Below are 22,461 nucleotides of genomic sequence, written 5' to 3'. Positions count from 1 at the left end.
ATGGGACTGACACGCGATGAGATGGCGGCGCGCGCCGCGCGCGAGCTCGAGGACGGCGCCTACGTCAACCTCGGCATCGGGCTCCCGACCCTCGTGCCCAACTACGTTCCGGATGGCGTGACCGTCGTCCTGCAGTCGGAGAACGGCATCCTCGGTGTCGGCCCGTATCCGACGGAAGAGAACGTCGACCCCGACCTCATCAACGCCGGCAAGGAGACCGTGACGCTCCTGCCCGGTTCGGCGTTCTTCGACTCGTCGATGAGCTTCGGGATGATCCGCGGCGGCAAGATCGACGCCGCGATCCTCGGCGCGATGCAGGTCTCGACGAAGGGGGACCTCGCCAACTGGATGATCCCGGGCAAGATGGTCAAGGGTCCTGGCGGTGCCATGGACCTCGTGCACGGCGCGGGCAAGCTCATCGTGCTCATGGAGCACGTCGCGAAGGACGGCTCGGCCAAGATCGTGAACGAGTGCTCGCTGCCGCTCACCGGCCGCGGCGTCGTCGACCGCATCATCACCGACCTCGCCGTCATCGACGTGACCGACGACGGTCTCGTCCTGCGTGAGCTCGCTCCCGGCGTGACCGTCGACGAGGTGCGGGCCGCGACCGAGCCTGAGCTGATCCTGGGAGAGGAACTGTCGTGACGGGAACGCTGCTCGACGGAGTCATCGCGCGGACAGTCGAGACCGAGCGCTACCGCGCCAACGTGCTGGAGCGCGCCGGCGGTGATGCCGTGCCCGTCGTGTTCGTGCACGGCAACGTCTCCTCGTCCCTGTTCTGGCAGCCGACGATGCTGCGCCTGCTCCCCGAGCAGCAGGCCTACGCGATCGACCTGCGCGGGTTCGGCGACAGTGAGACGCTCGACGTCGACGCGACGCGCGGCCTTCGCGACTACTCCGACGACGTGGCCACGGTGGTGAGAGCCCTCGGCATCGAGTCCGCGCACTTCGTCGGCTGGAGCATGGGCGGCGGTGTCGTCATGCAGCTCATGCTCGATCACAACGAGCTCGTGGCCTCCACGCTGCTGCAGGCCCCGGTGTCTCCGTACGGGTTCGGCGCGACGGCCGGCCCCGACGGGCGGCTCCTCACTCCGGATGCCGCGGGCTGCGGCGCCGGGGGAGCGAACCCCGACTTCGTGGCGCGGCTGGCCGCCGGAGACACGAGTGCCGACGAGCAGACTTCGCCGCGCAGCGTCTACCGCAGCTCTTACGTCAAGTCCGGTTTCGAGTCCGAGCACGAGGATCTCTGGGTCGAGTCGATGCTCTCGACGAAGACCGGCGAGGGCAACTACCCGGGCAACTCCGTGCCGAGCGAGAACTGGCCGGGGTTCGCACCGGGGGACAGGGGCATCCTCAACACGATGGCACCGACGGTGTTCGACACCTCGGGCATCGTCGACCTCGAGCGCAAGCCTCCGGTTACCTGGATCCACGGCACCGATGACGCGATCGTCTCCGACAATTCCTTCTTCGACCTCAACTACCTCGGCCAGCTCGGCATCATCCCCGGCTGGCCGGGCGAGGATGTCGCACCGCCCCAGCCGATGGTCACCCAGACACGCGCGGTGTTCGAGGCGTACCCGGCGGCCGGAGGGGACTACACCGAGGTCCTGCTCGAGAACTGCGGGCACTCGCCGCAGCTCGAGCATCCTGACGAGTTCGACGCTGCACTCGCGGCGCTCATCCGCTGAGTCCGCGGGCCAGCGGTCAGCAGATCGGGGGTCGACAGATCAGCGGCCGGCAGATCAGGGGCCGACAGCTCAGCCGCTCGCGTCCACGACGCAGAACCGGTTGCCCTCGGGGTCCTCGAGGATGACGTAGTCGGCATCCGCCGGCCGTTTCGCCCACTCGACGCGTCGAGCACCCAGGGCGAGCAGGCGCTCGATCTCGGCATCCTGGTCCTCGGCGTAGAGGTCGAGGTGGATGCGGGGCGGCAGGCTGGCAGGAGCGGCGTGCTCGTCGAGGGAGAGGTTCGGGCCGGTGCCGTCGCGCGGTCTCAGCAGGGCGAAGTCGTCGTCATCGCCCTCGCGGTCGACGTAGTCGAGCGCCGCCATCCAGAACGCTTTCTGTCGCGCGAGATCCTCGACGCGCAGCACGACCGAGCCGATGCGGATCATGCCCGGTAGCCTAGTCACCGGGCGGTGCGGAACGAAGGTTTGACCGGGCACCGCGCCCGTGACATCCTTGACAGAACGAACGGTCAGTCAGTCGATCGCCTGTGGGTGACACCTGCGGCGACCCGGCAGCGAAGGCGGAGCATGACGCAGCCATCCCTCAGCGTGGAGGAGCGCGACGACCGCGTGCACGTCGTGCTCAATCGGCCGGATGTCCGCAACGCGATCGACCAGGCGATGGTCGACGAGTTGCACGCCGTGTGCGAAGGGCTCGAGGCCACGCCACGGCTGCTCGTGATCTCGGGCGCAGGAGGCACCTTCGCCTCGGGCGCCGACATCCGGCAGCTGCGCGAGCGCGGACGCGCCGAGGCGCTCGCCGGCATCAACACCAGGATCTTCCAGCGGATCGCCGCCCTGCCGATGCCCGTCATCGCCGCGATCGACGGCTACGCTCTCGGCGGCGGCGCAGAGCTCGCCTACGCGGCCGACTTCCGCATCGCGAGCACGACGGCCAAGATCGGGAACCCGGAGGTCGGCCTCGGAATCCTCGCGGGTGCGGGGGCCACCTGGCGGCTGCTCGAACTCGTCGGCGAAACCGTCGCGAAGGAGATCCTGCTCGCCGGCCGTGTGCTGAATGCTCAGGAGGCGCTTGCTCTGCGGCTCGTGAGCGAGGTGCATGAACCGGATGCCCTGCTCGAGGCCGCGCACGTGCTCGCCGACCGCATCCTCGCGAATGACCCCGCAGCGCTCATGGCCACCAAGCGTGTGCTCGCCGCGCCGCGCGAAGCCCATCCGGACATCGACCTGCAGGAGCAGGCGGTGCTGTTCGAGTCGGACGCCAAGCGGGAGCGGATGACAGCCTTTCTGGACAAGCGCGGTCCGAACAGGACGAAGAAGTGAGCGGCGTGCCGGCGATCGTCGGCGTGCTGGGCGGCGGCCGGATGGGCGCCGGGATCGCCCACGCCTTCGCCCTGGCCGGCGCCCGCGTCGCGGTCGTCGAGCGCGACGCAGAGAGCGTGCGGATGGCGCGCGGGCGGGTGCTCGCGGCGCTCATGACGAGCGTCGAGCGCGCGACAACGGAGGAGCCTCTCGAAGAGCTCACCGCCAGGCTCGGATTCGGCACCGATGTGGATGCGTTCGCTGAGGCCGGGCTTGTCGTCGAAGCCGTACCGGAATCGCTCGAACTCAAGCTCGACGCCCTCGGCCGGGTCGAGGCGGCGGTCGGCGCTGCTTCGGACGGGGCGGGTGCCTGGCTCGCCAGTAACACCTCCTCGATCTCGATCACGACACTCGCCGGGCATCTCGCCCGCCCCGAGCGCTTCTGCGGCCTGCACTTCTTCAACCCGGTTCCCGCTTCGAAGCTCGTCGAGATCGTCGTCGGCCAGCGCACCGCGCCCGAGCTGACCGCCGCGGCGGCCGGCTGGGTCGCGGCCCTCGGCAAGACCCCGATCACCGTGCAGGATGTCCCCGGTTTCGCCAGTTCCCGGCTCGGCGTCGCGATCGCCCTCGAGGCGATCCGGATGCTCGAGGACGGTGTCGCGAGCGCGGCGGACATCGACGCGGCCATGGCGCTCGGGTACGGGCATCCGATGGGGCCATTGAAGCTCACCGACCTCGTCGGCCTCGACGTGCGCCTCGGCATCGCCGAATACCTGCAAGCGACGCTGGGGGAGCGTTTCGCCCCGCCACAGTTGCTGCGCGAGAAGGTCGCGCGCGGCGAACTGGGCCGCAAGACCGGCCGCGGCTTCTACGACTGGCCGACGGAGAATTCACAACCCGGAGAGAGCGCATGAGTAACGTCCCGAGCTACCTGCAGGGCGCCTGGTGGGCGCCGGATGCCGTGGGCGTCCCCGTGCGCGACGCGAGCACCGGCGAGACGGTCGCCGAGGTGAGTGTCGCGGGCGCGGACATCCCGGGCGCGATCGAATACGCGCGCACCGTCGGCCAGGTCGCGCTCGGCTCGCTCACCTTCCATGAGCGGGCACTGAAGCTCAAGGAACTCGCCCAGTACCTGAACGGCCGCCGCGAGGAGCTCTACGAGGTCTCCGCACGGACCGGCGCCACCCGCGGCGACTCCATGGTCGACATCGACGGCGGGATCGGCGTGCTGTTCACCTTCGGCTCGAAGGGTCGTCGCGAGCTGCCGAATGCCAACCTCGTCGTCGACGGTCCGCCCGAGGTGCTCTCGAAGGACGGCTCCTTCCTCGGCCAGCACGTCTACACGCGCCTGCCGGGCGTCGCCGTGCAGATCAACGCCTTCAACTTCCCGGTCTGGGGCATGCTCGAGAAGTTCGCGCCCGCCTTCCTCGCGGGTGTGCCGACGATCGTCAAGCCGGCGACCCCCACGGTGTACGTCGCCGAGGCGGCCGTGCGCGCGATCGTCGAGTCCGGCATCCTGCCCGAGGGCGCCCTCCAGCTGATCTCCGGCCCCGCGCGCGACCTCATCGACCACCTCGACTACCGCGACCTCGTCGGCTTCACCGGCTCCGCGAGCACGGCGAACGCTCTGCGTGCCCACCCGAACGTCGTGCACGGCGGGGTGCGGTTCACGGGGGAGACTGATTCGCTCAACGCGGCGATCCTCGGCCCGGATGCCGTGGCCGGCACGCCCGAATTCGACGCCTACGTGAGGTCGCTCGTGACGGAGCTGACGGTCAAGGCGGGGCAGAAGTGCACGAGCATCCGCCGGGCGATCGTGCCCTCGGCGCTCGTCGACCCGCTCATCGAGGCCGTGACCGCCCGCGTCGCCGAGCGCGTCGTCGTCGGCGATCCGCGCGCAGAGGGCGTGACGATGGGCGCCCTCGTGAGCCGTGAGCAGAAGGCCGAGGTGCTCACGCGGGTCGGCGAGCTCGTGGCCGCGGGCGGCGAGATCGTCATGGGATCGCTCGACGAGCCCGAGGTGCGCCTCGCCGACGGGTCGACCGGGCTGGCCCCGGATGGCGCCTTCCTGCAACCGGTATTGCTGCACTTCGCCGACGCCCTCGCGCAGGCCGCCCACTCGATCGAGGCCTTCGGGCCGGTCTCCTCGGTCATCGGCTACGACACGGTGGAGGAGGCCGTCGCGCTCGCGGCGCTCGGCGGCGGCTCGCTCGTCGCGACAGTGGCAACCCATGATCCGGATGTCGCCCGTACCGTCATCGAGGGGATCGCGGCCCACCACGGGCGCACGCTCATCCTCGACCGCGACGATGCCCGGTCGAGCACCGGGCACGGTTCGCCGGTGCCGCATCTCGTGCACGGTGGGCCCGGTCGTGCGGGCGGGGGAGAGGAGCTCGGCGGCATCCGCTCGGTGTTCCACCACATGCAGCGCACCGCGGTGCAGGGGTCCCCCGCGATGCTCACCGCAGTGACCGGGCAGTGGTTCGCGGGGGCGCCGCGCAGCCTCGACGGGCCGCACCCGTTCCGCAAGTCACTCGCCGAGTTGCGCATCGGGGACGCCGTCGCGTCTCCGCTGCGCGAGGTCACGCTCGAGGACATCACGGCCTTCGCGAACTCGACCGGGGACACCTTCTACGCCCACACCGATGAGGAGGCGGCTGCCGCGAACCCGTTCTTCCCGGGGATCGTCGCCCACGGCTACCTGCTCGTCTCCTGGGCTGCCGGGCTGTTCGTGGATCCTGCGCCCGGGCCGGTGCTCGCCAATTACGGGCTCGAGAACCTGCGGTTCGTGACGCCGGTGTCGCCGGGCGACAGCATCCGGGTCACGCTCACCGCGAAGAAGATCACGCCGCGCGAGACCGACGAGTACGGCGAAGTGTGCTGGGACGCCATCATCCACAACCAGGACGACGAGATCGTGGCCGCCTACGACGTGTTGACCCTCGTCGCGAAGACCTGGCCGACCACCGCCTGAGGCCTCAGCGGGCGCGCACTCCGCCGAAGGCGACAGCGACGACATCGTCGGCGACGGCGTTCGCCGAGACCGGGCCGTCCGGACGATACCAGTCGACGATCGAGCCGATCATGCCGAACAGGAGCCTCGTCGTCGTGCGAGGGTCGATGTCGCTGCGGATGGCGCCATCCGCTCGGGCTTCGTCGACGAGCTCCGCGATCACCTTGTTGAAGGCGCGCCGCCGCTCGAGGGCCGCGCGCTCCAGTTCGGTGTTGCCGCGCAGCCGCAGCAGGAGGGTAACGAACGGCAACTGGTCGGTGAGTACCCCGGTGGCCGACCGCAGCACGAACATGAGCCGGTCGACGGCCGGGCCGGTCTCGGCGAGCGGGTCGTCGAGGATCGCCTCGAGTCCGCCCAGGGCACGGTCGAGCGCGAGCTGCAGCAGGTACTCCTTGCTGGGGACGTGGTGGTAGATCGCCGACTTGGTGATACCGAGGTTCTCGGCGAGCACTCCCATCGAGGTGGCGTCGTAGCCGTGCCGGTTGAACACGTCGACGGCCACGAGCAGGATCGACTCCTGATCGTGGTTGTGGCGGGTCGCCTTGAGCGCTGTGCCCTTCGGCGCCGTACCAGTCACCGTTGTGTCAGTCACCGTTCTCCACCTTTCTCACGCGGTCGGCGTGCACCGTGCGGCTGTGTCCGCGGAACTCCGCCACGATCCCGTCGGCATTGCGCACCTCGACATCGTAGATGCCGCTGCGCCCGCGCTTGGATCGCAGCGCGGCGGTCGCGGTGAGCACATCGCCCTCGTGGGCGGGGGCGAAGAACACGATCTCGGCGCCCGAGGAGACGGTCACGCTGCCCTCGGCGTTGCAGGCCATGGCGAAGGCGGTGTCGGCGAGGGTGAAGACGAGCCCGCCATGGATGATCGCGTGGCCGTTGAGCATGTCGCCGCGCACCGTCATCGTCACGACGGCGTGGCCTTCGCTCATCTCCACGACATCCATGCCGAGCAGGTCGGTCGAGGCGCGGTCGTCACGCAGCATCGTGTCGGGCCGCGCGTAGCTCTGGGCCGGGTGGCGCTGGGCCGTGTGGCTCTGGGCGTCGCTCATCGTTGACCACCAATCTGTGCGGTGTTAGCCTAGAGGACAGCCTAAACGAACGGTCGGTCAGTCGCTAGAGCCTGCGGTATCCGGTTTCTGACCCGCTCGACGCGGAACGGAGTGGCACATGGAGGCGACCACGGAGGTCGTGGAGGACCCGGCGGGCCGCGCTCGCTTCGACGAGCTCATCGCCGCCGACCAGCGCGTCGAGCCTGCCGACTGGATGCCGGATGCCTACCGCAAGACGCTCGTGCGGCAGATCTCCCAGCACGCGCACTCCGAGATCATCGGGATGCAGCCGGAAGGCAACTGGATCACCCGCGCGCCGAGCCTCAAGCGCAAGGCCATCCTCATGGCCAAGGTGCAGGATGAGGCGGGCCACGGCCTCTACCTCTACTCGGCCGCGCAGACGCTCGGCGTCACGCGCGACCGGATGACCGAGGACCTCATTTCGGGCAAGGCGAAGTACTCCTCGATCTTCAACTATCCGACGCCGACCTGGGCCGACATGGGTTCGATCGGCTGGCTCGTCGATGGCGCCGCGATCTGCAACCAGGTGCCGCTGTGCCGCGCATCCTTTGGTCCGTATGGGCGTGCGATGGTGCGCATCTGCAAGGAGGAGTCGTTCCACCAGCGGCAGGGCTTCGAGATCCTGCTGCACCTCTCGCGCGGCACCGCGGAGCAGCACGAGATGGCGCAGGAGTCCGTCAACCGCTGGTACGCGCCGGCCCTCATGATGTTCGGGCCGCCCGATGCCGACAGCCCGAACTCTGCGCAGTCGATGGCCTGGAACATCAAGCGCTTCAGCAACGACGACCTCCGTCAGCGCTTCGTCGACATGATCGTGCCGCAGGCCGAGGTGCTCGGGCTCACGTTGCCCGACCCCGACCTGAAGTGGAACGAGGAGCGCGGCCACTACGACTACGGCGAGCTCGACTGGAACGAGTTCACCGAGGTGCTCAAGGGTCGCGGGCCGGCCAATGCGATCCGGCTCGAGCGGCGGCGTGAGGCCCATGAGGGCGGTGCCTGGGTGCGCGAGGCCGCGGCGGCGTATGCCGCGCGCGAGGCATCCGCTCGCGACGCAGAAAGACTCGCATCATGAGCGCCCCCGGTTCCGATGAGACAGAACCCTGGCCGCTCTGGGAGGTCTTCGTGCGCTCGTCTCGCGGCCTGTCCCACCTGCACGCCGGCTCCCTGCACGCCCCCGACGCGGAGATGGCCGTGCGCAACGCGCGCGACCTCTATACGCGACGCAACGAGGGCGTCTCGATCTGGGTCGTGCGCTCGAGCGACATCATCGCCTCCGACCCGGATGCCAAGGGAGCGTTCTTCGAGAGCCCGCGCGGCAAGGAGTACCGCCACGCGAGCTACTACACGGAGTCCGAGGGAGTGAAGCACTTGTGAGCGACACGTCGTTCCGGATCTCGGCGGGCGAGGCACTGACCGCCGAGAAGATCACCGAGGCCGGCGAGAAACCGACAGAGGCGGTAGCGAACTACGCGCAGCGCCTCGGTGATGATGCACTCATCCTGGCCCAGCGGCTGGGGTGGTGGATCGCGCGTGCGCCGGAGCTCGAGGAGGATGTCGCCCTCGGTAACATCGGTCTCGACCAGCTCGGCCACGCGCGTTCGTTCCTGAGCTATGCGGCGCTCGCCTGGGACAAGACGGAGGACGACCTCGCCTACTTCCGCGACGAGCCGGAGTTCAGGAACGCGCAACTCTTCGAGCAGCCGAACGGTGATTTCGCCCACACGATCGCGCGGCAGCTGATCGCGTCGTTCTACCAGTTCGAGCTCCACCGCCGGCTTGCCGACTCGTCGGATGCGACTCTTGCCGCGATCGCCGCGAAGGCCGTCAAGGAGGTCGACTACCACCGCGACCACGCGACCCAGTGGGTGCTGCGGCTCGCACTCGGCACCGAGGAGTCCCGGAGGCGGATGATCGCCGGGCTCGGCGTCATGTGGCCCTACGTCGATGAGTTGTTCCGCGACGACGAACTCGTCGCCTCCCTTGACGGTGTCGCCGTGCTCCCGTCGAGCCTGCGCGAGGATTTCGACCGGTTGACCGGCGAGGTGCTCGCCCGCGCGGAACTCGAACGCCCCGCGACCGAGGGCCTCAGGGGGTTCGTCGCCCGCGGTGGCGGCCGCGACGGCGTCCACACCGAGTTCCTGGGGCCGTTGCTCGCGGAGATGCAGGTGCTGGCGCGTGCGCATCCGGAGGCGACCTGGTGATCGAGACACGAGGGGGCACGCTCGAAGCGCAGGCCCGGCCCCGCCCGTCCGATGCGGAGGCGGCGCGTATCTGGGATGTCGCGGCGACGGTGCTCGACCCCGAGGTGCCCGTGCTCACGATCGAGGATCTCGGGGTGCTGCGTTCTGCGGAGATCGTCGATGGCCGTGCGCACGTGACGATCACCCCGACCTATTCGGGTTGCCCGGCGATGGGCGCCATCCGCGATGATGTCGTCTCCGCGCTCGACGCGGCCGGGTACCCGGAGCCCCAAGTCGAGCTCGTGCTCTCGCCGGCATGGACGACCGACTGGATGTCCGCGGCCGGCAAGCGCAAGCTCGAGGAGTACGGGATCGCGCCGCCGTCGGGACTGACTCCGGTGAGGCGGACCGGCCCGACCAGGCTCGCGCTCTCGGTCAGGTGCCCCCAGTGCGGTTCGCTCGACACGCGCGAGACCTCGCGGTTCGGTTCGACGAGCTGTAAGGCGCTCTACGCCTGCAACGCCTGTCAGGAGCCGTTCGACTACTTCAAGGTGCTCTAGTGGCGCCGGACGAAGCTGCGCTCGAGTCGGCCTCGCTCGAGCCGGCCACTCTTCGCAAGCGCGCCCGGTTCCATCCGCTCGCGGTGCGGGAGGTGCGCAGGCTCACCGAGGATTCGATCGAGGTCACGTTCGCGGTGCCGGTGGAGTTCGCCGGCGAGTACGACTACGCCCCGGGACAGTACCTCGCCTTGCGCAAGGAGCTGAACGGCAGGGAGCTGCGCCGCAGTTACTCGATCTGTGCTGCGCCCCTGCCGGGGGAGTTGAGGGTGGCGATCAAGCGCGACCTGGGCGGCGAGTTCTCGACCTGGGCGAATGAGTCGCTCACGGCCGGCACGGTCATCGACGTCATGAGCCCGCAGGGTACCTTCACGACGCAGCTCGCGCCGGTATCCGGGGGAGAATCGGGTGAGCGCGACACCGACCGCCACTATGCCGCGATCGCGGCAGGGTCGGGGATCACTCCGGTCATGGCGCTCGCGCGGACGCTGCTCGCGTCGTCGCCGAACACGCGGTTCAGTCTCGTCTATTCGAATCGCACGGCGCAGGATGTCATGTTCCTCGAGGAGCTCGCCGAACTCAAGGATCGTTACCCTTCGCGGTTCGCGCTCTTCCATGTGCTGACGCGGGAGCGGCGGGTGTCGGATGTCCTCTCCGGCCGGCTGGATGCCGAGCGTCTGCATGTGTTCCTCGAGCACCTGGTTCGTCCGCAGGATGTCGATGAGTGGTTCATCTGCGGTCCGTTCGAGCTCGTGCAGCTCGTGCGGGACACGCTCGAGGAGGCCGGCGTCGATCGCAAGCACGTGCGGTTCGAGTTGTTCACGACGGACCGGCCGGATCGCCCGGAGGGGCAGCACGGCAGGCCGGTCGTCGTCGACGAGAGCGAAGGTGTTCACACGATCAACTTCACGCTCGATGGGGTGTCGGCGACGGTGACGACGGCGTTGCACAGCCGGGAGACGGTGCTGAATGCTGCGCTTCGGGTGCGGTCGGATGTGCCGTTCGCGTGCGCAGGGGGAGTGTGCGGTACCTGTCGGGCGAAGCTCGTCGCGGGTACGGTCGACATGGACGAGAACTATGCTCTCGAACCGGAGGAGTTGGAGCGAGGCTATGTGCTCACCTGCCAGTCGCATCCGACGAGTGATGCCGTGACCGTCAACTACGACAGCTGACGTGGACCGTTCCGCTGGTTGAGTAGCTCCGCGCAGCGGTGCGTATCGAAACCGAGGAACCACGAGAGACCGGAGAGTACCGATGATCACGTTGAACATCTCCCATGGCGTCGCTGAGGTAGTTCTGGAGATCCCCGACAAGCTCAACGCCCTCGACGACGCAGCGCTGGTGGAGCTGGGCGCTTGTCTGCAGGAGGCGGCTGCGGCATCCCCGCGGGCTCTCCTCCTCCGTGGCGAAGGTCGTGCTTTCTGTGCCGGCCGTGACATCTCCGCGGTCGACCCCGCGACGGATGATGCGCTCGTTTTCCTCCGCGACGCGTTCGGTCCGGTCATGCGGGCTCTGGCCGATTTCCCCGCTCCGACCTTCGCGGCGGCCCATGGTGCGTGTCTCGGAATCGGCCTGGGTCTTTTGATCGCCACGGATGTCGTCTATGTCGCGGAGGGTGCGAAGCTCGGTTCCCCGTTCGCGAACCTCGGGGCGACGCTCGACTCAGGCGGGCACGCCCTGTTCTTCGAGCGGCTGGGTGCGCACCGCGCCCTAGATCTGATCTACACCGCCGAGCTCATGTCGGGCGCGGAGGCGGTCGCGGCCGGCCTGTTCAGTCGTGCGATCCCGGATGCCGAACTCCTCGATTTCGCGCGCGCTAAGGCGGCGACCGCAGCATCCGGTGCAACGCAGGCGTTCCTGGCGAGCAAGAAACTCATTGCTCAGCTACGGGACGACCGCGTAGGCCTGTGGGAGTCAGTCGCTGAGGAGAACGTCGCCCAGGAGCACCTGCGCATGACCGCCGACTACCGCGAGGGTTTCGCCGCGTTCCAGCAAAAGCGCAAGGCAGAGTTCGTCGGGGAATGATAGAGACGCTTATCGTCGTCGGCGCTTGCGTGCCCTTTCGTCAGCCGGGTTGCTTTGCTTGTTCGAGTGGCATACGCAGCTACGCCGTGCCGTCGATCGACGCGAGATCGGAGAAGTCCAGTTCCTCTACACGATCGCGCGCACACTGCATGCAGTAGTGATCAAGCCCCACTTCAAGCATGGCCGCGGCGATCTCAGTCGAGCGCGTAAACGAGTAATTCTCCGTGAGGGAATCTATCTCGTGTACTCGCATATCGAGCCACCTCACTGTGATCATGTCGCCGTGGCCTTCTTCATCATGACGTTCTTCGACCTCGATTCCAATCGAACTCATGCCCTTTAAGGTCGCGATCGCCTCGGCTGGAGTGACGCCCAAATCTCGTCGGAGCAGATCAAGTTCGATGTGGACGTTGTCTGGCATCTCACTCGTGCATCCCACCGCAAAAATTGAGGCCACCAAGGATCGCTCCGGTTTGGACATGCGGAGAAGACTTGCCATGAATGAGTGAGCGATTTCGAGCACGGCCTCTTGTTCCTCATGCGTGTCGGCTTCGAGCGCGCTATAGAGCCGGTCAGGGACTGGAGGAAAGTACTTCTTCCGGGCGCGCGGCCCGAGTTTCGTCCTGATTAGTTGAGCGAGTTCGGCAGGAGTGACATTGGATGCTTCGATATACCCAACAGTCGACCTAAGACCAGGGATCTCCGTCGAGTCGAATCGCACGGGAAGGATGTACTCGCTTGAGTCCTGAATTGCCCGCGCTTGCGCGCTCTTTCGTTCGTGCGTCGTCCAGACCTTTTTTGCATATTCGGCCGAAACGAACTGAATGCAATATTCGGCCGCGCGCTGATAGATGTAGTCGAGGTGCTCGTAGAGGTCCTTGCCCCAGAGGTTCGCACGCTCGTAATCGTCGTAGAACACCCGGATGCCGAAGCCTCGAAGCTGGCCAGCGACTTCCTCGACGTAGACTCTCTGCTCTCCGGCGAACGAGAGAACCACGTCATACTCGAAGTCTCGATCTTTTCGATCTTCAGTCACGCTCGCATGCTAACGCACCCTAGCCCTCCAGCCGAGACCAGCGCACGGGCCGCACATAGAGTTACCTGGCTGTCGGTATGGGTGTGTCCGCCTTAGCTGGCGGTCCACGTGTGGATATCGCACCAGATGGCGGGAACGGAAGCATAGGGACTTTCCTACCCTTACTGGATAGTCTGAGCCGATGGCGTCTGCTGCTGTAGTAGTAAATGGGATCCCGGGCTCAGGAAAGACAACGGTGGCGGCCAGTCTAGAAGTCGAGTTGGGGTTCCCCGTCGTGTCGAAGGATGCGATCAAGGAGGCATTCGCCGACCTCGTCTCTGTACAAATGGACACCCGCCGGCTTGGCGCGCTGGCGTCGGATGTGATGTGGTCATTGGTCGGCATGGTCGATGGGCCGGTGATCGTCGAGTCGTTCTGGGCGAGAGGTCGGGACGAAGAGTTCTTCCGGCGGGGAGTCGCCGACGCCGGTATCGACGTAGCCGTCGAAGTGTGGTGTGAGGTGTCCGTTGAGACGGCCCGGCGGCGCTTCGAGGAGCGTCCCCGGCATCCGGTTCACCAGGACACCGAGCGCGGATTCGAGTGGGAGCAGCTGGTGCGGGCAGCTCGGCCAATCTCGCAGTTCCCGACGATCATCGTGAACACCGATGCGCCAGTTGACATGCCGAAACTCGTCGTCGAACTACGCGCGGCACTTGACCTGAGCGCTCAGACCTGACCCGCACTTCAGCAGCGCAACATACGTTTCTCTACCGCGTCGATGAGCATAGTGGGGGACTTGGTGGCCGGCCGCCAGGATGCTGAGTGACTGATCCAGGGTGGTGGCTTGATGTGCGGGGCGCCGCCGATCATTTTGATCTGCCAGCCCGAGGTCTCGATCGTTCGGTGATGGAACCAGCAGAGCAAAACGCCATTATCTGTATGGGTAGGTCCGTTGTTCTCGGCCGGGTCGACGTGGTGGATCTCGCACCAGGCGGCGGGGATCGAGCATCCGGGGATCGTGCATCCGCCGTCGCGAGCGATGATCGCCCGGCGCTGTGCGGAAGTGAAGCAGCGCTGCGGTGAACCGAGACCATGGATGCTGCCGTAGGCGTCGATCGAAACGAACTGGAGGCCGCCACTGCACGCCAGGTGGCGGATCGTCGTCATCGAGACATCCGACTTCGCACCGTCGATGTGACCGCGACCGTGATTGGCTTCGAGGTCCGTGTCGCGCACCGTCACGAGCACCGTCGGCGCCGCACCACCGATCGTCGGCGGCTCGTCGCTGCGGGAATAGTGATCGACCATCGCAGCGACCACATCGTGGCGCTGCTGGTCGCGAGTGCGGGGATCCGCCTCCGCATCGACCTCGGCCTGCTCCTCCGCGGTACGGAACTCAGTCGTCACGCGCGGCGACAGGTACGCGTCGAACAGCCGATTGAGCTTCGCGGCGACCTCGGGCATGAGAGCGAAGCGTCCGCGGACGAGCCCACCGCTCAGCGTGCCGGCCTCGAAGCCACGCGCATTCCAGGCACGCCGCTCGACCGGCTCCATGCCGTCCGGGTCGAGGTACGCCTGCCAGACCATGGCCTGCTGGCGGACCTCGTCCGCCGTGCACGCGGTCGGCACCAGATCACTCGTTCCGATCGCGGCGGCCACCAGCTCTTCCTCGGCGGCACGGATGCCCTCGACGGTCCCACGATGCAGGGCGGGCCGGATGCCGGCCACGATCGCGCTTGCCGCATCCACTCCGATCAGGCCGGTCTCGAGCGCATCGGCGACGTACTGGAACCGCGGAGCCCGCGGCATGCCCGGCTCGGCGAGATCCGTGCGCGTGTGCTGGCCGAGCTTGATGCGTCGCACGGCGGTCGCGCCCGACACCCGCGTCACACGTTCGATGAGTTCAGCGGCGTTGCGGCAACCCTTGCGCGCGGCCAGCCCCTCCGCTCGGCAGACAACGAGCGACCGCTCCGAGATCTCCGCCGCAGCCTCGACGCGCAGGGCGTCGACGTAGCGCCCGAGATGCTCGATCGCTCCCGCGACATCGAGGAGATCGTCATCCCCGAGACCCTGCACCCGCCGCGGCGGGACCGCCTCCACGAGCTGGAGTGCAATGCTCCTGAGCGAGTCCGAAGTGAGCCCATCCGACAGCATCGACCCGGCGGCGATTACCGGCGAATCGAGGGTTGAGGTCGGGAAACTCATGGGAAGATTCTAGCAGAGATAGAAAATAATTGCTATTGCAATTGCGGATTAAGGGTAAAATGATCGAACAAAGGTACGAAAGAAGAGCGTGATTCACCCGTACCGAGCCCAGGACCCTGAAAGCTCAGGCCGACCCGCCGCTCACGACCTGAAAGTGCTCCACCACCGGCTTCGGGTCGTAGAAGTGGTGCAGGAGCGCCCGCCACTGTCCGAAGGCCTCGGACTCGCGGAATCCGACCATGTGGGCCTCCACACTGTCCCATTCGATGAGCAGGAGATAGCTGCTCGGCGACTCGATCGAGCGCGAGAGCGAGACACTCCGGCATCCGGGTGACGCCGCAATAATGGCGCGCGCCGTGGCGAAGGCGGCCTCGAAGTCGCCCTCCTGCCCGGGAATCACCGGAAGCAGTGCATGTTCTGTGATCATGCGATCAGTGTCCCACTTGTCAGTCGCCGTTCACTGTCAGGCCCACCGTTCATACTGGGGCGATGACCGAGATCGCCCTCTTCCATCACGCACTCGGCCTCACGCCCGGCGTGGTCGCCTTCGCGGACACGCTGCGCGCCGCTGGACACACCGTTCACACCCCCGACCTCTTCGAGGGAAAGACCTTCGCCACCATCGAGGAGGGCGTCGGGCATGCCCAGGAGATCGGCTTCGGCACCGTCATGGAGCGGGCCAGGCAGGCGGCGGATGCGCTCCCGTCTGAGCTCGTCTACCTCGGCTTCTCCCTCGGCGTGGTCCCCGCGCAGATGCTCGCCCAGACGCGCGCGGGTGCTCGCGGTGCGGTGCTCTGCTATTCGTGCTTGCCGTTCACCGAGTTCGGCGAGTCGTGGCCCGCAGGCGTCCCCGTGCAGATCCATGGGATGGATGCCGACCCCTACTTCGCCGACGAAGGCGACCTCGACGCCGCGCGCGAGCTCGTCGCATCCACCGACGACGCCGAGCTGTTCGTGTATCCGGGCGACCAGCACTACTTCGCGGACAGCACCCTTCCGTCGTACCGGCCGGAAGCGGCAGAACTCCTCACCCAGCGCGTACTCGAGTTCCTGGCTGCCAACGACTGATTCGGGTAGAGGATGAGTGCGTGAAGCTCACACTCGACCTGCACGACATCTATAACCGCGGTGTCGACATCGATCGGGCGCTTCGCGACATCATCGAGGAGGCCGTCGCCCAGAAGGCTCCGCTTATCGAGATCATCCCTGGCAAGGGCTCTGGGGCATTGAAGAAGCGGGTGCTGCGCTTTCTGGACCAGCCCGAGATCAAAGCCCAGTACCACCGCGTCGAGAAGGATTCAAAGAACTTCGGTCGCGTGTTCGTGCACTTCCGGTGGAAGTAGTTACTCGTCAGGTCGCGGGTTAGTCTTCCGGTGTGACCGCCATCGACCTGAACAGCGACCTGGGGGAGTGGGATCTCCCCGCTGACGCAGGCGACGACGTCCGAATGTTCGGGCTCGTCACGAGCGCGAACATCGCGTGCGGATTCCACGCTGGCAATGCAGAGAGCATGCTCGCGAGTGTTCGTTCGGCTGCGGACAACGGTGTGAGCCTCGGTGCGCATCCGTCATACCGCGACCGCGAAGGGTTCGGCCGCCGTGACCAGGAGGTGGATGCCGCCACCCTCATCGCCGACATCCTCGAGCAGGTGGAGGCGCTGACGCACGCCGCCGACAGCGCGGGGGACAGCGCCGACGTGCGCATCCGCTACCTGAAGCCGCACGGCGCCCTCTACAACCGCATCGCTGTCGATCCGGTGCAGGCGGATGCCGTGGCGCTTGCCGCGCGCGACGCCGGGCTGCCCCTGCTCGGCCTCGCCGGCACCGCTATCCACACGGCAGCGGACGGTCACGGCGTGCAGTTCTTCCGCGAAGCATTCGTCGACCGGGCGTACCTGTCGGACGGCAGGCTCGTGCCGCGGGCCGTCGCGGGCGCAGTGCTGACCGACCCCGCTGCGGTTGCTGTCCGCGCGATTCGGATGGTCGCTGACGGCGCTGTCGAGGCCATCGACGGAACGGTGATCCGGGTCGAACTCGACTCACTGTGCGTCCACGGCGACACGCCTGGGGCGTTTGCCATGGCCGCGGCCGTGCGCGAGCACCTCACGGCTGCGGAGGTCGAGTTGAGGGCATTCGCGTGAAGGTTCTACCGTTCGGTGACCGCGCTCTGCTCGCCGAGTTCGAGTCGCTCGATGAAGCGATGGGCGCGTTCCGAGCGCTCGAGGCCGCGCGTGCTCCGGGGGTCATCGAACTCGTCCCGGCCGCGCGCACCGTTCTCGTGCGCATCGACCCCGGGCGTATGTCGCTCACGGCCGCCCGAAACTGGCTCGAGTCGACGCGCCTCGACACCAAGGCATCCGCGACCGGCGCGATCGTGACCATCCCGGTCCGCTACGACGGCCCGGACCTCGCCTCGACTGCAGAGATCCTCGGCCTCAGCACCGACGAACTCGTCTCCCGCCACAGCGGAACCGCCTGGCGCTGCGCCTTCATCGGCTTCGCCCCGGGCTTCGCGTACCTCGTCGACGCCGAGTCGACAGGAGGCCGTGCCGGCCTCGACGTCCCGCGCCGCGCGACATCGCGCGAGGCGGTTCCGGCGGGCGCGGTGGGCCTCGCCGGCGAATTCACCGGCATCTACCCGCGCTCGTCACCTGGCGGCTGGCAGCTCATCGCGACGACCGAGGTCACCCTCTTCGACCCGGACCGCGAGCATCCGGCACTCATCGCGCCGGGCACCACCGTGCGCTTCGAGGTGGTCGAGCCGTGACCCGTCTCACGGTGATTCTGGCCGGACCGCTCACTCTGGTGCAGGACCGGGGTCGGCCAGGCCTCGGATTCCTTGGAATGGGTTCCGCCGGGGCGATGGACCGCGCGGCGCTCGCCCTCGCCAACCGGCTGGTGGGCAACCACGCGGATGCCGCCGGGCTCGAGATCCTCCTCGGTGGCACATCTCTGCGAGCCGACACGGCCACCTGGTTCGCGGTGACCGGCGCGTGGGGGAGCGTGACGATCGACGGTGAAGCAGTCGACCCGCACCGGGCGACCCTGTTGCCGCCGGGAGCGCTCCTGACGTTCGGCCCGGCCGAGCACGGCATCCGGTACTACCTCGCCGTGCGCGGCGGGATCGATGTGCCGCCCGTGCTCGGCTCGCGATCGCGCGACACCCTTGCGGCGCTCGGCCCCGCACCGCTCACCGACGGCCAGGTGATCGCGGTCGGCCCCGAGCCCGCCGACCCTGTGCCACCGGTCGATCTCGTACCGGTGACCGCTCCGCCGCTCGGGCCGGTGACCCTCGAACTGCGGCCGGGCCCGCGCACCGACTGGTTCACGGATGCTGCCTGGAGCTCCCTCTTCGACAGCGCGATCGATGATGGGGGCGGCTGGCGCGTGTCGCCGCGCTCGGACCGCTCCGGCATCCGGCTCGAGGGGCCGTCGCTCGAAAGAACGGATGCGCGCGAACTGCCGAGTGAGGGCATGCTGCCGGGCGCCATCCAGGTGTCGCCGGATGGCGCGCCCACGATCCTCGCGGTCGACCATCCGGTCACCGGCGGCTATCCGGTCATCGCCGTCGTCACGGATGCCTCGCTCGACGCCCTCGCGCAACTGCGGCCCGGCCAGCCCGTCCGGTTCCGGCTGGCGACCGGTCGCTGACTACAGCTCCCCGAGCAACGCGATCGGGTTCTCGATGCAGCGCGCCACGAAGCCGATGAACTCCGACGGCACATCGCCGTCGCACACCCGGTGGTCGAACACCATCGACAGGAACACGACCTTGCGCACCGCGAGCTGCCCGTCGACGACCCACGGCCGGTCCATGATGCGGCCGACCCCGAGCATCGCGACCTCGGGCTGGTTGATGATGGGCGCAGACCCGTCGACACCGAACCCGCCGTAGTTGTTGAGCGTGAACGTTCCGCCGCGCAACTGATCGTTCGGAAACGCCCCGGATGCCGCGGTCTCCACGAGCGCTGAAATTGCGTCGCGCAGTCCCGCCGTCGTCATCGATCCTGCGTCGTGCACGACGGGGACCATGAGTCCTCGCCCGGTCTGCGCTGCGAGTCCCAGGTTGATCCGCGAGTGCTGCACGATCTCACCAGCCACGGTGTCGATGCTCGAGTTCAGGATCGGCCACTGCTTGAGGCCCGCGACCACGAATCGGGCGATGAGCGCATTGATGCTCCACCGCTCGCCGGTCGAGCGCTGCAACTGCTCCTTGGCCTCGAGAAGCGCCGTCGCGTCGACGTCGAGCCAGATCGTAGCCTCCGGTACTTCGCGGCGCGAGGCGCTCATCCGATCGGCGACGACCTTGCGCAGGCCGGTGAGCGGGATGCGGAGGTCGCCATCGGCGGAGGCGATCGGGGCCGGCTGCGTCGTCGAAGCGCCCTGGGGGGTTGAGACTCCGGATGCGCCGGCGATGCGCTGCTCGACATCCGCGCGCAGCACGAGCCCATTCGGGCCTGTCCCCGCGAGGTTGTGCGCCTCGAAACCGTGGTCGCGAGCGAGTCGTCGCACGAGGGGCGAGACGACGGGGGAGAGGCCTGAGGGCGGCGGCACGTCATCCACGCGCTTACGCGGAGAAGGGCTCGGCGCGGTTGCCGCCATGCCCGTCGGCGGAGCCGCGGCCGAAGCTGCTGGAGGTGCGGCGACATTCGAGGACGCAACGGTGCCGGCCTTCTTGCCGAACCGGCCGACCGGCACCGCGCGGGTGGAGCGCGTGCGCTCCCTCGTCCCGTAGCCGATGAGCACGGCGCCAGACCCCTCCGACCCTGAGCCCTCCGCGGCGGACGCGCTCGCGACAGCCGCCGCGGGGTCTCCGCGCAGCGCCGTACCGGGAACGGTATCGGGGCCGGCACCACCGGCAGCCGCACCCTTCGCACCTGCAGCGCCGGCATCCGTGCCGTCCGCCGCCGCCCCACCGGCATCCGCCCCACCGCCGATCGTCAGCAGCGGTTCCCCGGCGTGCACGGTCGCGCCCACGGCGGCATGCAGCGTTTCGACGACGCCGGCGAACGGGCTCGGCAGCTCGACGATCGACTTCGCCGACTCGACCTCGACGACCGGCTGGTCGATCGCGACCGTGTCGCCCGGGGCGACGAGCCAGTTGACGATCTCCGCCTCGGTGAGGCCTTCGCCGAGGTCGGGGAGGATGAACGGCCTGCTTTTCACAGCCTCGGCCATCACTCCCACTCCCAGGTGCTGAGCGCGTGCAGGATGCGTTCGGGCGTCGGCAGGTAGAACTCCTCGAGCTTGGGTGCCGGGAAGGGGATGTCGAAACCGGTGATCCGCAGGATGGGCGCCGCAAGGTGGTAGAACTCGCGCTCGGTGACCCGCGCCGCGACCTCGGCACCGTAGCCGCCGAACTGGGCGGCCTCGTGCAGCACGGCCGCGCGGTGGGTCTTCCGCACCGAGGCGCCGACCGTCTCATCGTCGAAGGGGGAGAGGCTGCGCAGGTCGACGACCTCGATCGAGAGGTCCTCCTCCGCGGCGAGTTCTGCGGTCTCCATGGCGGTGGCGACCGTCGGCCCGTAGGCCACGAGCGTGACGTCGGTTCCCTCGCGTACCACCACCGCGCGGTTCATCGGGGCCGTCGTGACGGGCAGGGTCTCCTCCGCCTTCGACCAGTACCGGCTCTTGGGTTCGAGGAAGATCACCGGGTCGTCGGAGCGGATGGCCTCGCGCAGCATCGAATAGGCATCCGCCGGGTTCGAGGGGGTCACGACGGTCAGGCCGGGCGTGTGCGTCCAGTAGGCCTCCGAGGAGTCGGAGTGGTGCTCGACGCCGCCGATGCCGCCCGAGGTGGGGATGCGGATGACGATGGGCAGCGACACCCTTCCGCGCGTGCGGTTGTGCATCTTCGCGACGTGGGAGACGATCTGTTCGAAGGCGGGGTAGCTGAACGCGTCGAACTGCATCTCGACGACGGGTCGCATCCCGTACATCGCCATGCCGATCGCGGTGCCGACGATGCCGGATTCGGCCAGCGGCGAGTCCCAGACCCGGCTCTCTCCGAACTGCTTCTGCAGCCCGTCGGTGACGCGGAAGACGCCGCCGAGCGGTCCGACATCCTCGCCGTAGACGACGACGCTCGGGTCCTCGGCGATCGCGTCGCGCAGCGCAGTGTTCAGCGCGGCGGCCATCGTGACGGCCATGGTCGCCGAAGCGGTATCGGATGCGGCGGATGCGGCAGCCATCACGCCTCCCCGTGCGAGGCGAGCTCGGCCTCGAGGAACGCCCGCTGCTCCAGGAGTGCGGCACGCGGCTCGTTGTAGACGTGCTCGAAGAGTTCGAGCGGGTCGACGACGGCCTCGGTGTTCATGGCGTCCCGGGTGGCCGCGGCGAGCTCCTCCGCCTCAGCGGCGATGGCCTCGCGGTCGGCGTCGCCCAGGGCATCCTCCGAGACGAGGTAGCGCTCGAGACGCTCGATCGGGTCGCGGCCCTTCCAGACGGCGACATCCTCCGTGCCGCGGTACCGGCTCGGGTCATCCGAGTTGGTGTGCGCCTCGATCCGGTAGGTGAGGCACTCGACGATCGTCGGCCCCTCCCCGTTCCTGGCGCGCTCGAGCGCCGCGGAGACGACCGCGTACACCGCGGCGACATCGTTCCCGTCGACGTAGAAGCCCGGGATGCCGTAGCCGACGGCGCGGTCGGCGAGCGTGCGGGCGCGCGTCTGCTTCGAGAGCGGCACGCTGATCGCGAACTGGTTGTTCTGGACGACGAAGACCGTCGGCGCCTGCCAGACCCCGGCGAAGTTGAACGCCTCGTGGGTGTCGCCCTCGCTGCTCGCGCCGTCGCCGAGGAAGGTCACGGTGGCGATCGAGTCGCCCTTGAGCTTCGCCGCGGTGGCGAGACCGACCGCGTGCAGCGCCTGGGTCGCGAGCGGGGTCGACTGGATCGACGTGCGGTGCTCGTTCGGGTCGTACCCCGAGTGCCAGTCGCCGCGGAAACCCGCGAGTACCTGACCGGGCGCCACGCCCCGGGTCATGACCGCGATCGAGTCGCGGTAGGTCGGAAACAGCCAGTCGGACTCCCGCATGGCGACGACGGTCCCCATCTCGCAGGCCTCCTGGCCGAGCGCGGAGGGGTAGGTCGCGAGGCGGCCCTGACGGGTGAGCGCAGAGACCTGGGTGTCCCAGCGCCGTGCGACGACCATGCGGCGGTACAGCAGCTTCAGGGTCTCGAGGTCGGGAAGCTCGACGCCGCGACGGCGCCTGGCGGGCACGGCGTGGCCGGTGTCGTCGATGAGGCGAAGCGGTTCGGCATCCGGAAGAACCGCGGGCACGGGGGTCTCCACATTGAGGCTCATGCATCAATGGTGCGCCCCGGAAATGCCGGTCGGGAGCCCATTTCGGCGAATCGGCACGCTTGGCATCCGGCGCCCCGTCACGCGGGACATATGTCCCG

26 protein-coding genes are annotated in these 22,461 nt (G+C 68.1%); 17 read left to right on the top strand and 9 right to left on the bottom strand.

Annotated features, from left to right (window positions below):
• Together ABD678_RS11865 and ABD678_RS11860 are read left to right on the top strand one after the other, a co-directional pair.
• Positions 1-645: a CoA transferase subunit B gene (locus ABD678_RS11865; protein ID WP_344756883.1), complete on the top strand. Its 645-nt coding sequence runs from the start codon at positions 1-3 to the stop codon at positions 643-645.
• Positions 642-1,691 (top strand): alpha/beta hydrolase, encoded by a 1,050-nt coding sequence (locus tag ABD678_RS11860; RefSeq protein ID WP_344756881.1) that lies wholly within the window; start codon positions 642-644, stop codon positions 1,689-1,691. The genes ABD678_RS11865 and ABD678_RS11860 overlap by 4 nt, the downstream gene beginning before the upstream one ends.
• A 69-nt stretch (positions 1,692-1,760) precedes the next feature.
• On the opposite strand, the gene ABD678_RS11855 is transcribed toward ABD678_RS11860, so the two are convergent.
• The gene (locus tag ABD678_RS11855) at positions 1,761-2,117 is read right to left on the bottom strand and encodes a VOC family protein (RefSeq protein WP_344756879.1); all 357 of its coding nucleotides are present in this window, start codon (positions 2,115-2,117) and stop codon (positions 1,761-1,763) included.
• A 141-nt stretch (positions 2,118-2,258) separates the two neighbouring features.
• On the opposite strand from ABD678_RS11855, the gene ABD678_RS11850 reads away from it, so the two are divergent.
• From ABD678_RS11850 to paaZ, 3 genes are read left to right on the top strand one after another with little or no spacing between them, the layout of a single operon-like run.
• The gene (locus ABD678_RS11850) at positions 2,259-3,014 is read left to right on the top strand and encodes an enoyl-CoA hydratase/isomerase family protein (protein ID WP_344756878.1); all 756 of its coding nucleotides are present in this window, start codon (positions 2,259-2,261) and stop codon (positions 3,012-3,014) included.
• On the top strand, positions 3,011-3,907 hold the full coding sequence (locus ABD678_RS11845; protein ID WP_344756877.1) for a 3-hydroxyacyl-CoA dehydrogenase family protein: 897 nt from the start codon (positions 3,011-3,013) through the stop codon (positions 3,905-3,907). The genes ABD678_RS11850 and ABD678_RS11845 overlap by 4 nt, the downstream gene beginning before the upstream one ends.
• Entirely contained in the window at positions 3,904-5,967 is a 2,064-nt protein-coding gene (gene paaZ, locus ABD678_RS11840) for a phenylacetic acid degradation bifunctional protein PaaZ (RefSeq protein WP_344756875.1), read from the top strand. The genes ABD678_RS11845 and paaZ overlap by 4 nt, the downstream gene beginning before the upstream one ends.
• 4 nt (positions 5,968-5,971) lie before the next feature.
• Here paaZ and ABD678_RS11835 read toward each other — a convergent pair whose 3' ends face one another.
• Both ABD678_RS11835 and paaI read right to left on the bottom strand, forming a co-directional pair.
• Complete coding sequence (locus ABD678_RS11835; protein WP_425561966.1) at positions 5,972-6,598, bottom strand: TetR/AcrR family transcriptional regulator; 627 nt, start codon at positions 6,596-6,598, stop codon at positions 5,972-5,974.
• Positions 6,591-7,058 carry a hydroxyphenylacetyl-CoA thioesterase PaaI gene (paaI, locus tag ABD678_RS11830; protein ID WP_344756873.1) on the bottom strand — a complete coding sequence of 156 codons (468 nt, stop codon included), beginning with the start codon at positions 7,056-7,058 and terminating at the stop codon, positions 6,591-6,593. Before paaI ends, ABD678_RS11835 begins: the two co-directional genes overlap by 8 nt.
• Positions 7,059-7,176: 118 nt before the next feature.
• Between paaI and paaA the strand changes: the two genes are divergently transcribed.
• The 6 genes from paaA (at position 7,177) to ABD678_RS11800 (ending at position 11,841) form a co-directional block, all read left to right on the top strand.
• The gene (gene paaA, locus ABD678_RS11825; protein WP_344756871.1) at positions 7,177-8,151 is read left to right on the top strand and encodes a 1,2-phenylacetyl-CoA epoxidase subunit PaaA; all 975 of its coding nucleotides are present in this window, start codon (positions 7,177-7,179) and stop codon (positions 8,149-8,151) included.
• Positions 8,148-8,453 (top strand): 1,2-phenylacetyl-CoA epoxidase subunit PaaB, encoded by a 306-nt coding sequence (gene paaB / locus ABD678_RS11820; RefSeq protein WP_344756869.1) that lies wholly within the window; start codon positions 8,148-8,150, stop codon positions 8,451-8,453. Before paaA ends, paaB begins: the two co-directional genes overlap by 4 nt.
• The gene (gene paaC / locus ABD678_RS11815; RefSeq protein WP_425561965.1) at positions 8,450-9,280 is read left to right on the top strand and encodes a 1,2-phenylacetyl-CoA epoxidase subunit PaaC; all 831 of its coding nucleotides are present in this window, start codon (positions 8,450-8,452) and stop codon (positions 9,278-9,280) included. Before paaB ends, paaC begins: the two co-directional genes overlap by 4 nt.
• Complete coding sequence (paaD, locus tag ABD678_RS11810; RefSeq protein WP_425561986.1) at positions 9,274-9,819, top strand: 1,2-phenylacetyl-CoA epoxidase subunit PaaD; 546 nt, start codon at positions 9,274-9,276, stop codon at positions 9,817-9,819. Before paaC ends, paaD begins: the two co-directional genes overlap by 7 nt.
• Complete coding sequence (gene paaE, locus ABD678_RS11805) at positions 9,819-10,988, top strand: 1,2-phenylacetyl-CoA epoxidase subunit PaaE (RefSeq protein WP_344756867.1); 1,170 nt, start codon at positions 9,819-9,821, stop codon at positions 10,986-10,988. The genes paaD and paaE overlap by 1 nt, the downstream gene beginning before the upstream one ends.
• Before the next feature lie 82 nt (positions 10,989-11,070).
• Positions 11,071-11,841: an enoyl-CoA hydratase/isomerase family protein gene (locus ABD678_RS11800; RefSeq protein WP_344756865.1), complete on the top strand. Its 771-nt coding sequence runs from the start codon at positions 11,071-11,073 to the stop codon at positions 11,839-11,841.
• A gap of 79 nt (positions 11,842-11,920) precedes the next feature.
• Here the strand turns inward: ABD678_RS11800 and ABD678_RS11795 are convergent, their stop codons facing one another.
• Positions 11,921-12,877 carry a toll/interleukin-1 receptor domain-containing protein gene (locus tag ABD678_RS11795; protein ID WP_344756863.1) on the bottom strand — a complete coding sequence of 319 codons (957 nt, stop codon included), beginning with the start codon at positions 12,875-12,877 and terminating at the stop codon, positions 11,921-11,923.
• 181 nt (positions 12,878-13,058) lie between these two features.
• On the opposite strand from ABD678_RS11795, the gene ABD678_RS11790 reads away from it, so the two are divergent.
• A complete protein-coding gene (locus ABD678_RS11790) occupies positions 13,059-13,592 on the top strand; it encodes an AAA family ATPase (protein WP_344756861.1) in 534 nt (177 codons plus the stop codon).
• Between the two features lie 8 nt (positions 13,593-13,600).
• Here ABD678_RS11790 and ABD678_RS11785 read toward each other — a convergent pair whose 3' ends face one another.
• Together ABD678_RS11785 and ABD678_RS11780 are read right to left on the bottom strand one after the other, a co-directional pair.
• Positions 13,601-15,061 carry an HNH endonuclease signature motif containing protein gene (locus ABD678_RS11785; protein WP_344756859.1) on the bottom strand — a complete coding sequence of 487 codons (1,461 nt, stop codon included), beginning with the start codon at positions 15,059-15,061 and terminating at the stop codon, positions 13,601-13,603.
• A 124-nt stretch (positions 15,062-15,185) separates the two neighbouring features.
• On the bottom strand, positions 15,186-15,488 hold the full coding sequence (locus tag ABD678_RS11780; RefSeq protein WP_344756857.1) for an antibiotic biosynthesis monooxygenase family protein: 303 nt from the start codon (positions 15,486-15,488) through the stop codon (positions 15,186-15,188).
• Positions 15,489-15,550: 62 nt separating this feature from the next.
• On the opposite strand from ABD678_RS11780, the gene ABD678_RS11775 reads away from it, so the two are divergent.
• The 5 genes from ABD678_RS11775 to ABD678_RS11755 are packed head-to-tail and all read left to right on the top strand — an operon-like array spanning position 15,551 to position 18,711.
• On the top strand, positions 15,551-16,129 hold the full coding sequence (locus ABD678_RS11775; RefSeq protein WP_344756855.1) for a dienelactone hydrolase family protein: 579 nt from the start codon (positions 15,551-15,553) through the stop codon (positions 16,127-16,129).
• Positions 16,130-16,149: 20 nt separating this feature from the next.
• On the top strand, positions 16,150-16,404 hold the full coding sequence (locus tag ABD678_RS11770; protein ID WP_344756853.1) for a Smr/MutS family protein: 255 nt from the start codon (positions 16,150-16,152) through the stop codon (positions 16,402-16,404).
• Positions 16,405-16,445: 41 nt separating this feature from the next.
• On the top strand, positions 16,446-17,201 hold the full coding sequence (locus ABD678_RS11765; protein WP_344757187.1) for a LamB/YcsF family protein: 756 nt from the start codon (positions 16,446-16,448) through the stop codon (positions 17,199-17,201).
• Positions 17,198-17,827: a 5-oxoprolinase subunit B family protein gene (locus tag ABD678_RS11760; RefSeq protein WP_344756851.1), complete on the top strand. Its 630-nt coding sequence runs from the start codon at positions 17,198-17,200 to the stop codon at positions 17,825-17,827. Before ABD678_RS11765 ends, ABD678_RS11760 begins: the two co-directional genes overlap by 4 nt.
• Positions 17,824-18,711, top strand: a complete 888-nt coding sequence (locus ABD678_RS11755; protein ID WP_344756849.1) for a 5-oxoprolinase subunit C family protein — start codon at positions 17,824-17,826, stop codon at positions 18,709-18,711. The genes ABD678_RS11760 and ABD678_RS11755 overlap by 4 nt, the downstream gene beginning before the upstream one ends.
• Here ABD678_RS11755 and ABD678_RS11750 read toward each other — a convergent pair whose 3' ends face one another.
• From ABD678_RS11750 to pdhA, 3 genes are read right to left on the bottom strand one after another with little or no spacing between them, the layout of a single operon-like run.
• Positions 18,712-20,238 carry a dihydrolipoamide acetyltransferase family protein gene (locus tag ABD678_RS11750; protein WP_344756847.1) on the bottom strand — a complete coding sequence of 509 codons (1,527 nt, stop codon included), beginning with the start codon at positions 20,236-20,238 and terminating at the stop codon, positions 18,712-18,714. It lies immediately after the preceding gene.
• A complete protein-coding gene (locus tag ABD678_RS11745; protein ID WP_344756845.1) occupies positions 20,238-21,251 on the bottom strand; it encodes an alpha-ketoacid dehydrogenase subunit beta in 1,014 nt (337 codons plus the stop codon). The genes ABD678_RS11750 and ABD678_RS11745 overlap by 1 nt, the downstream gene beginning before the upstream one ends.
• A complete protein-coding gene (gene pdhA, locus ABD678_RS11740) occupies positions 21,251-22,363 on the bottom strand; it encodes a pyruvate dehydrogenase (acetyl-transferring) E1 component subunit alpha (protein ID WP_344756843.1) in 1,113 nt (370 codons plus the stop codon). Before pdhA ends, ABD678_RS11745 begins: the two co-directional genes overlap by 1 nt.
• Positions 22,364-22,461 lie beyond the last annotated feature (98 nt).

It is taken from the genome of Leifsonella bigeumensis (genome assembly GCF_039537265.1).
Taxonomy (GTDB): Bacteria; Actinomycetota; Actinomycetes; order Actinomycetales; family Microbacteriaceae; genus Terrimesophilobacter; species Terrimesophilobacter bigeumensis.
The sequence above is the reverse complement of the archived record's forward strand: the minus strand, read 5'-3'. Positions and strand labels throughout refer to the sequence as shown.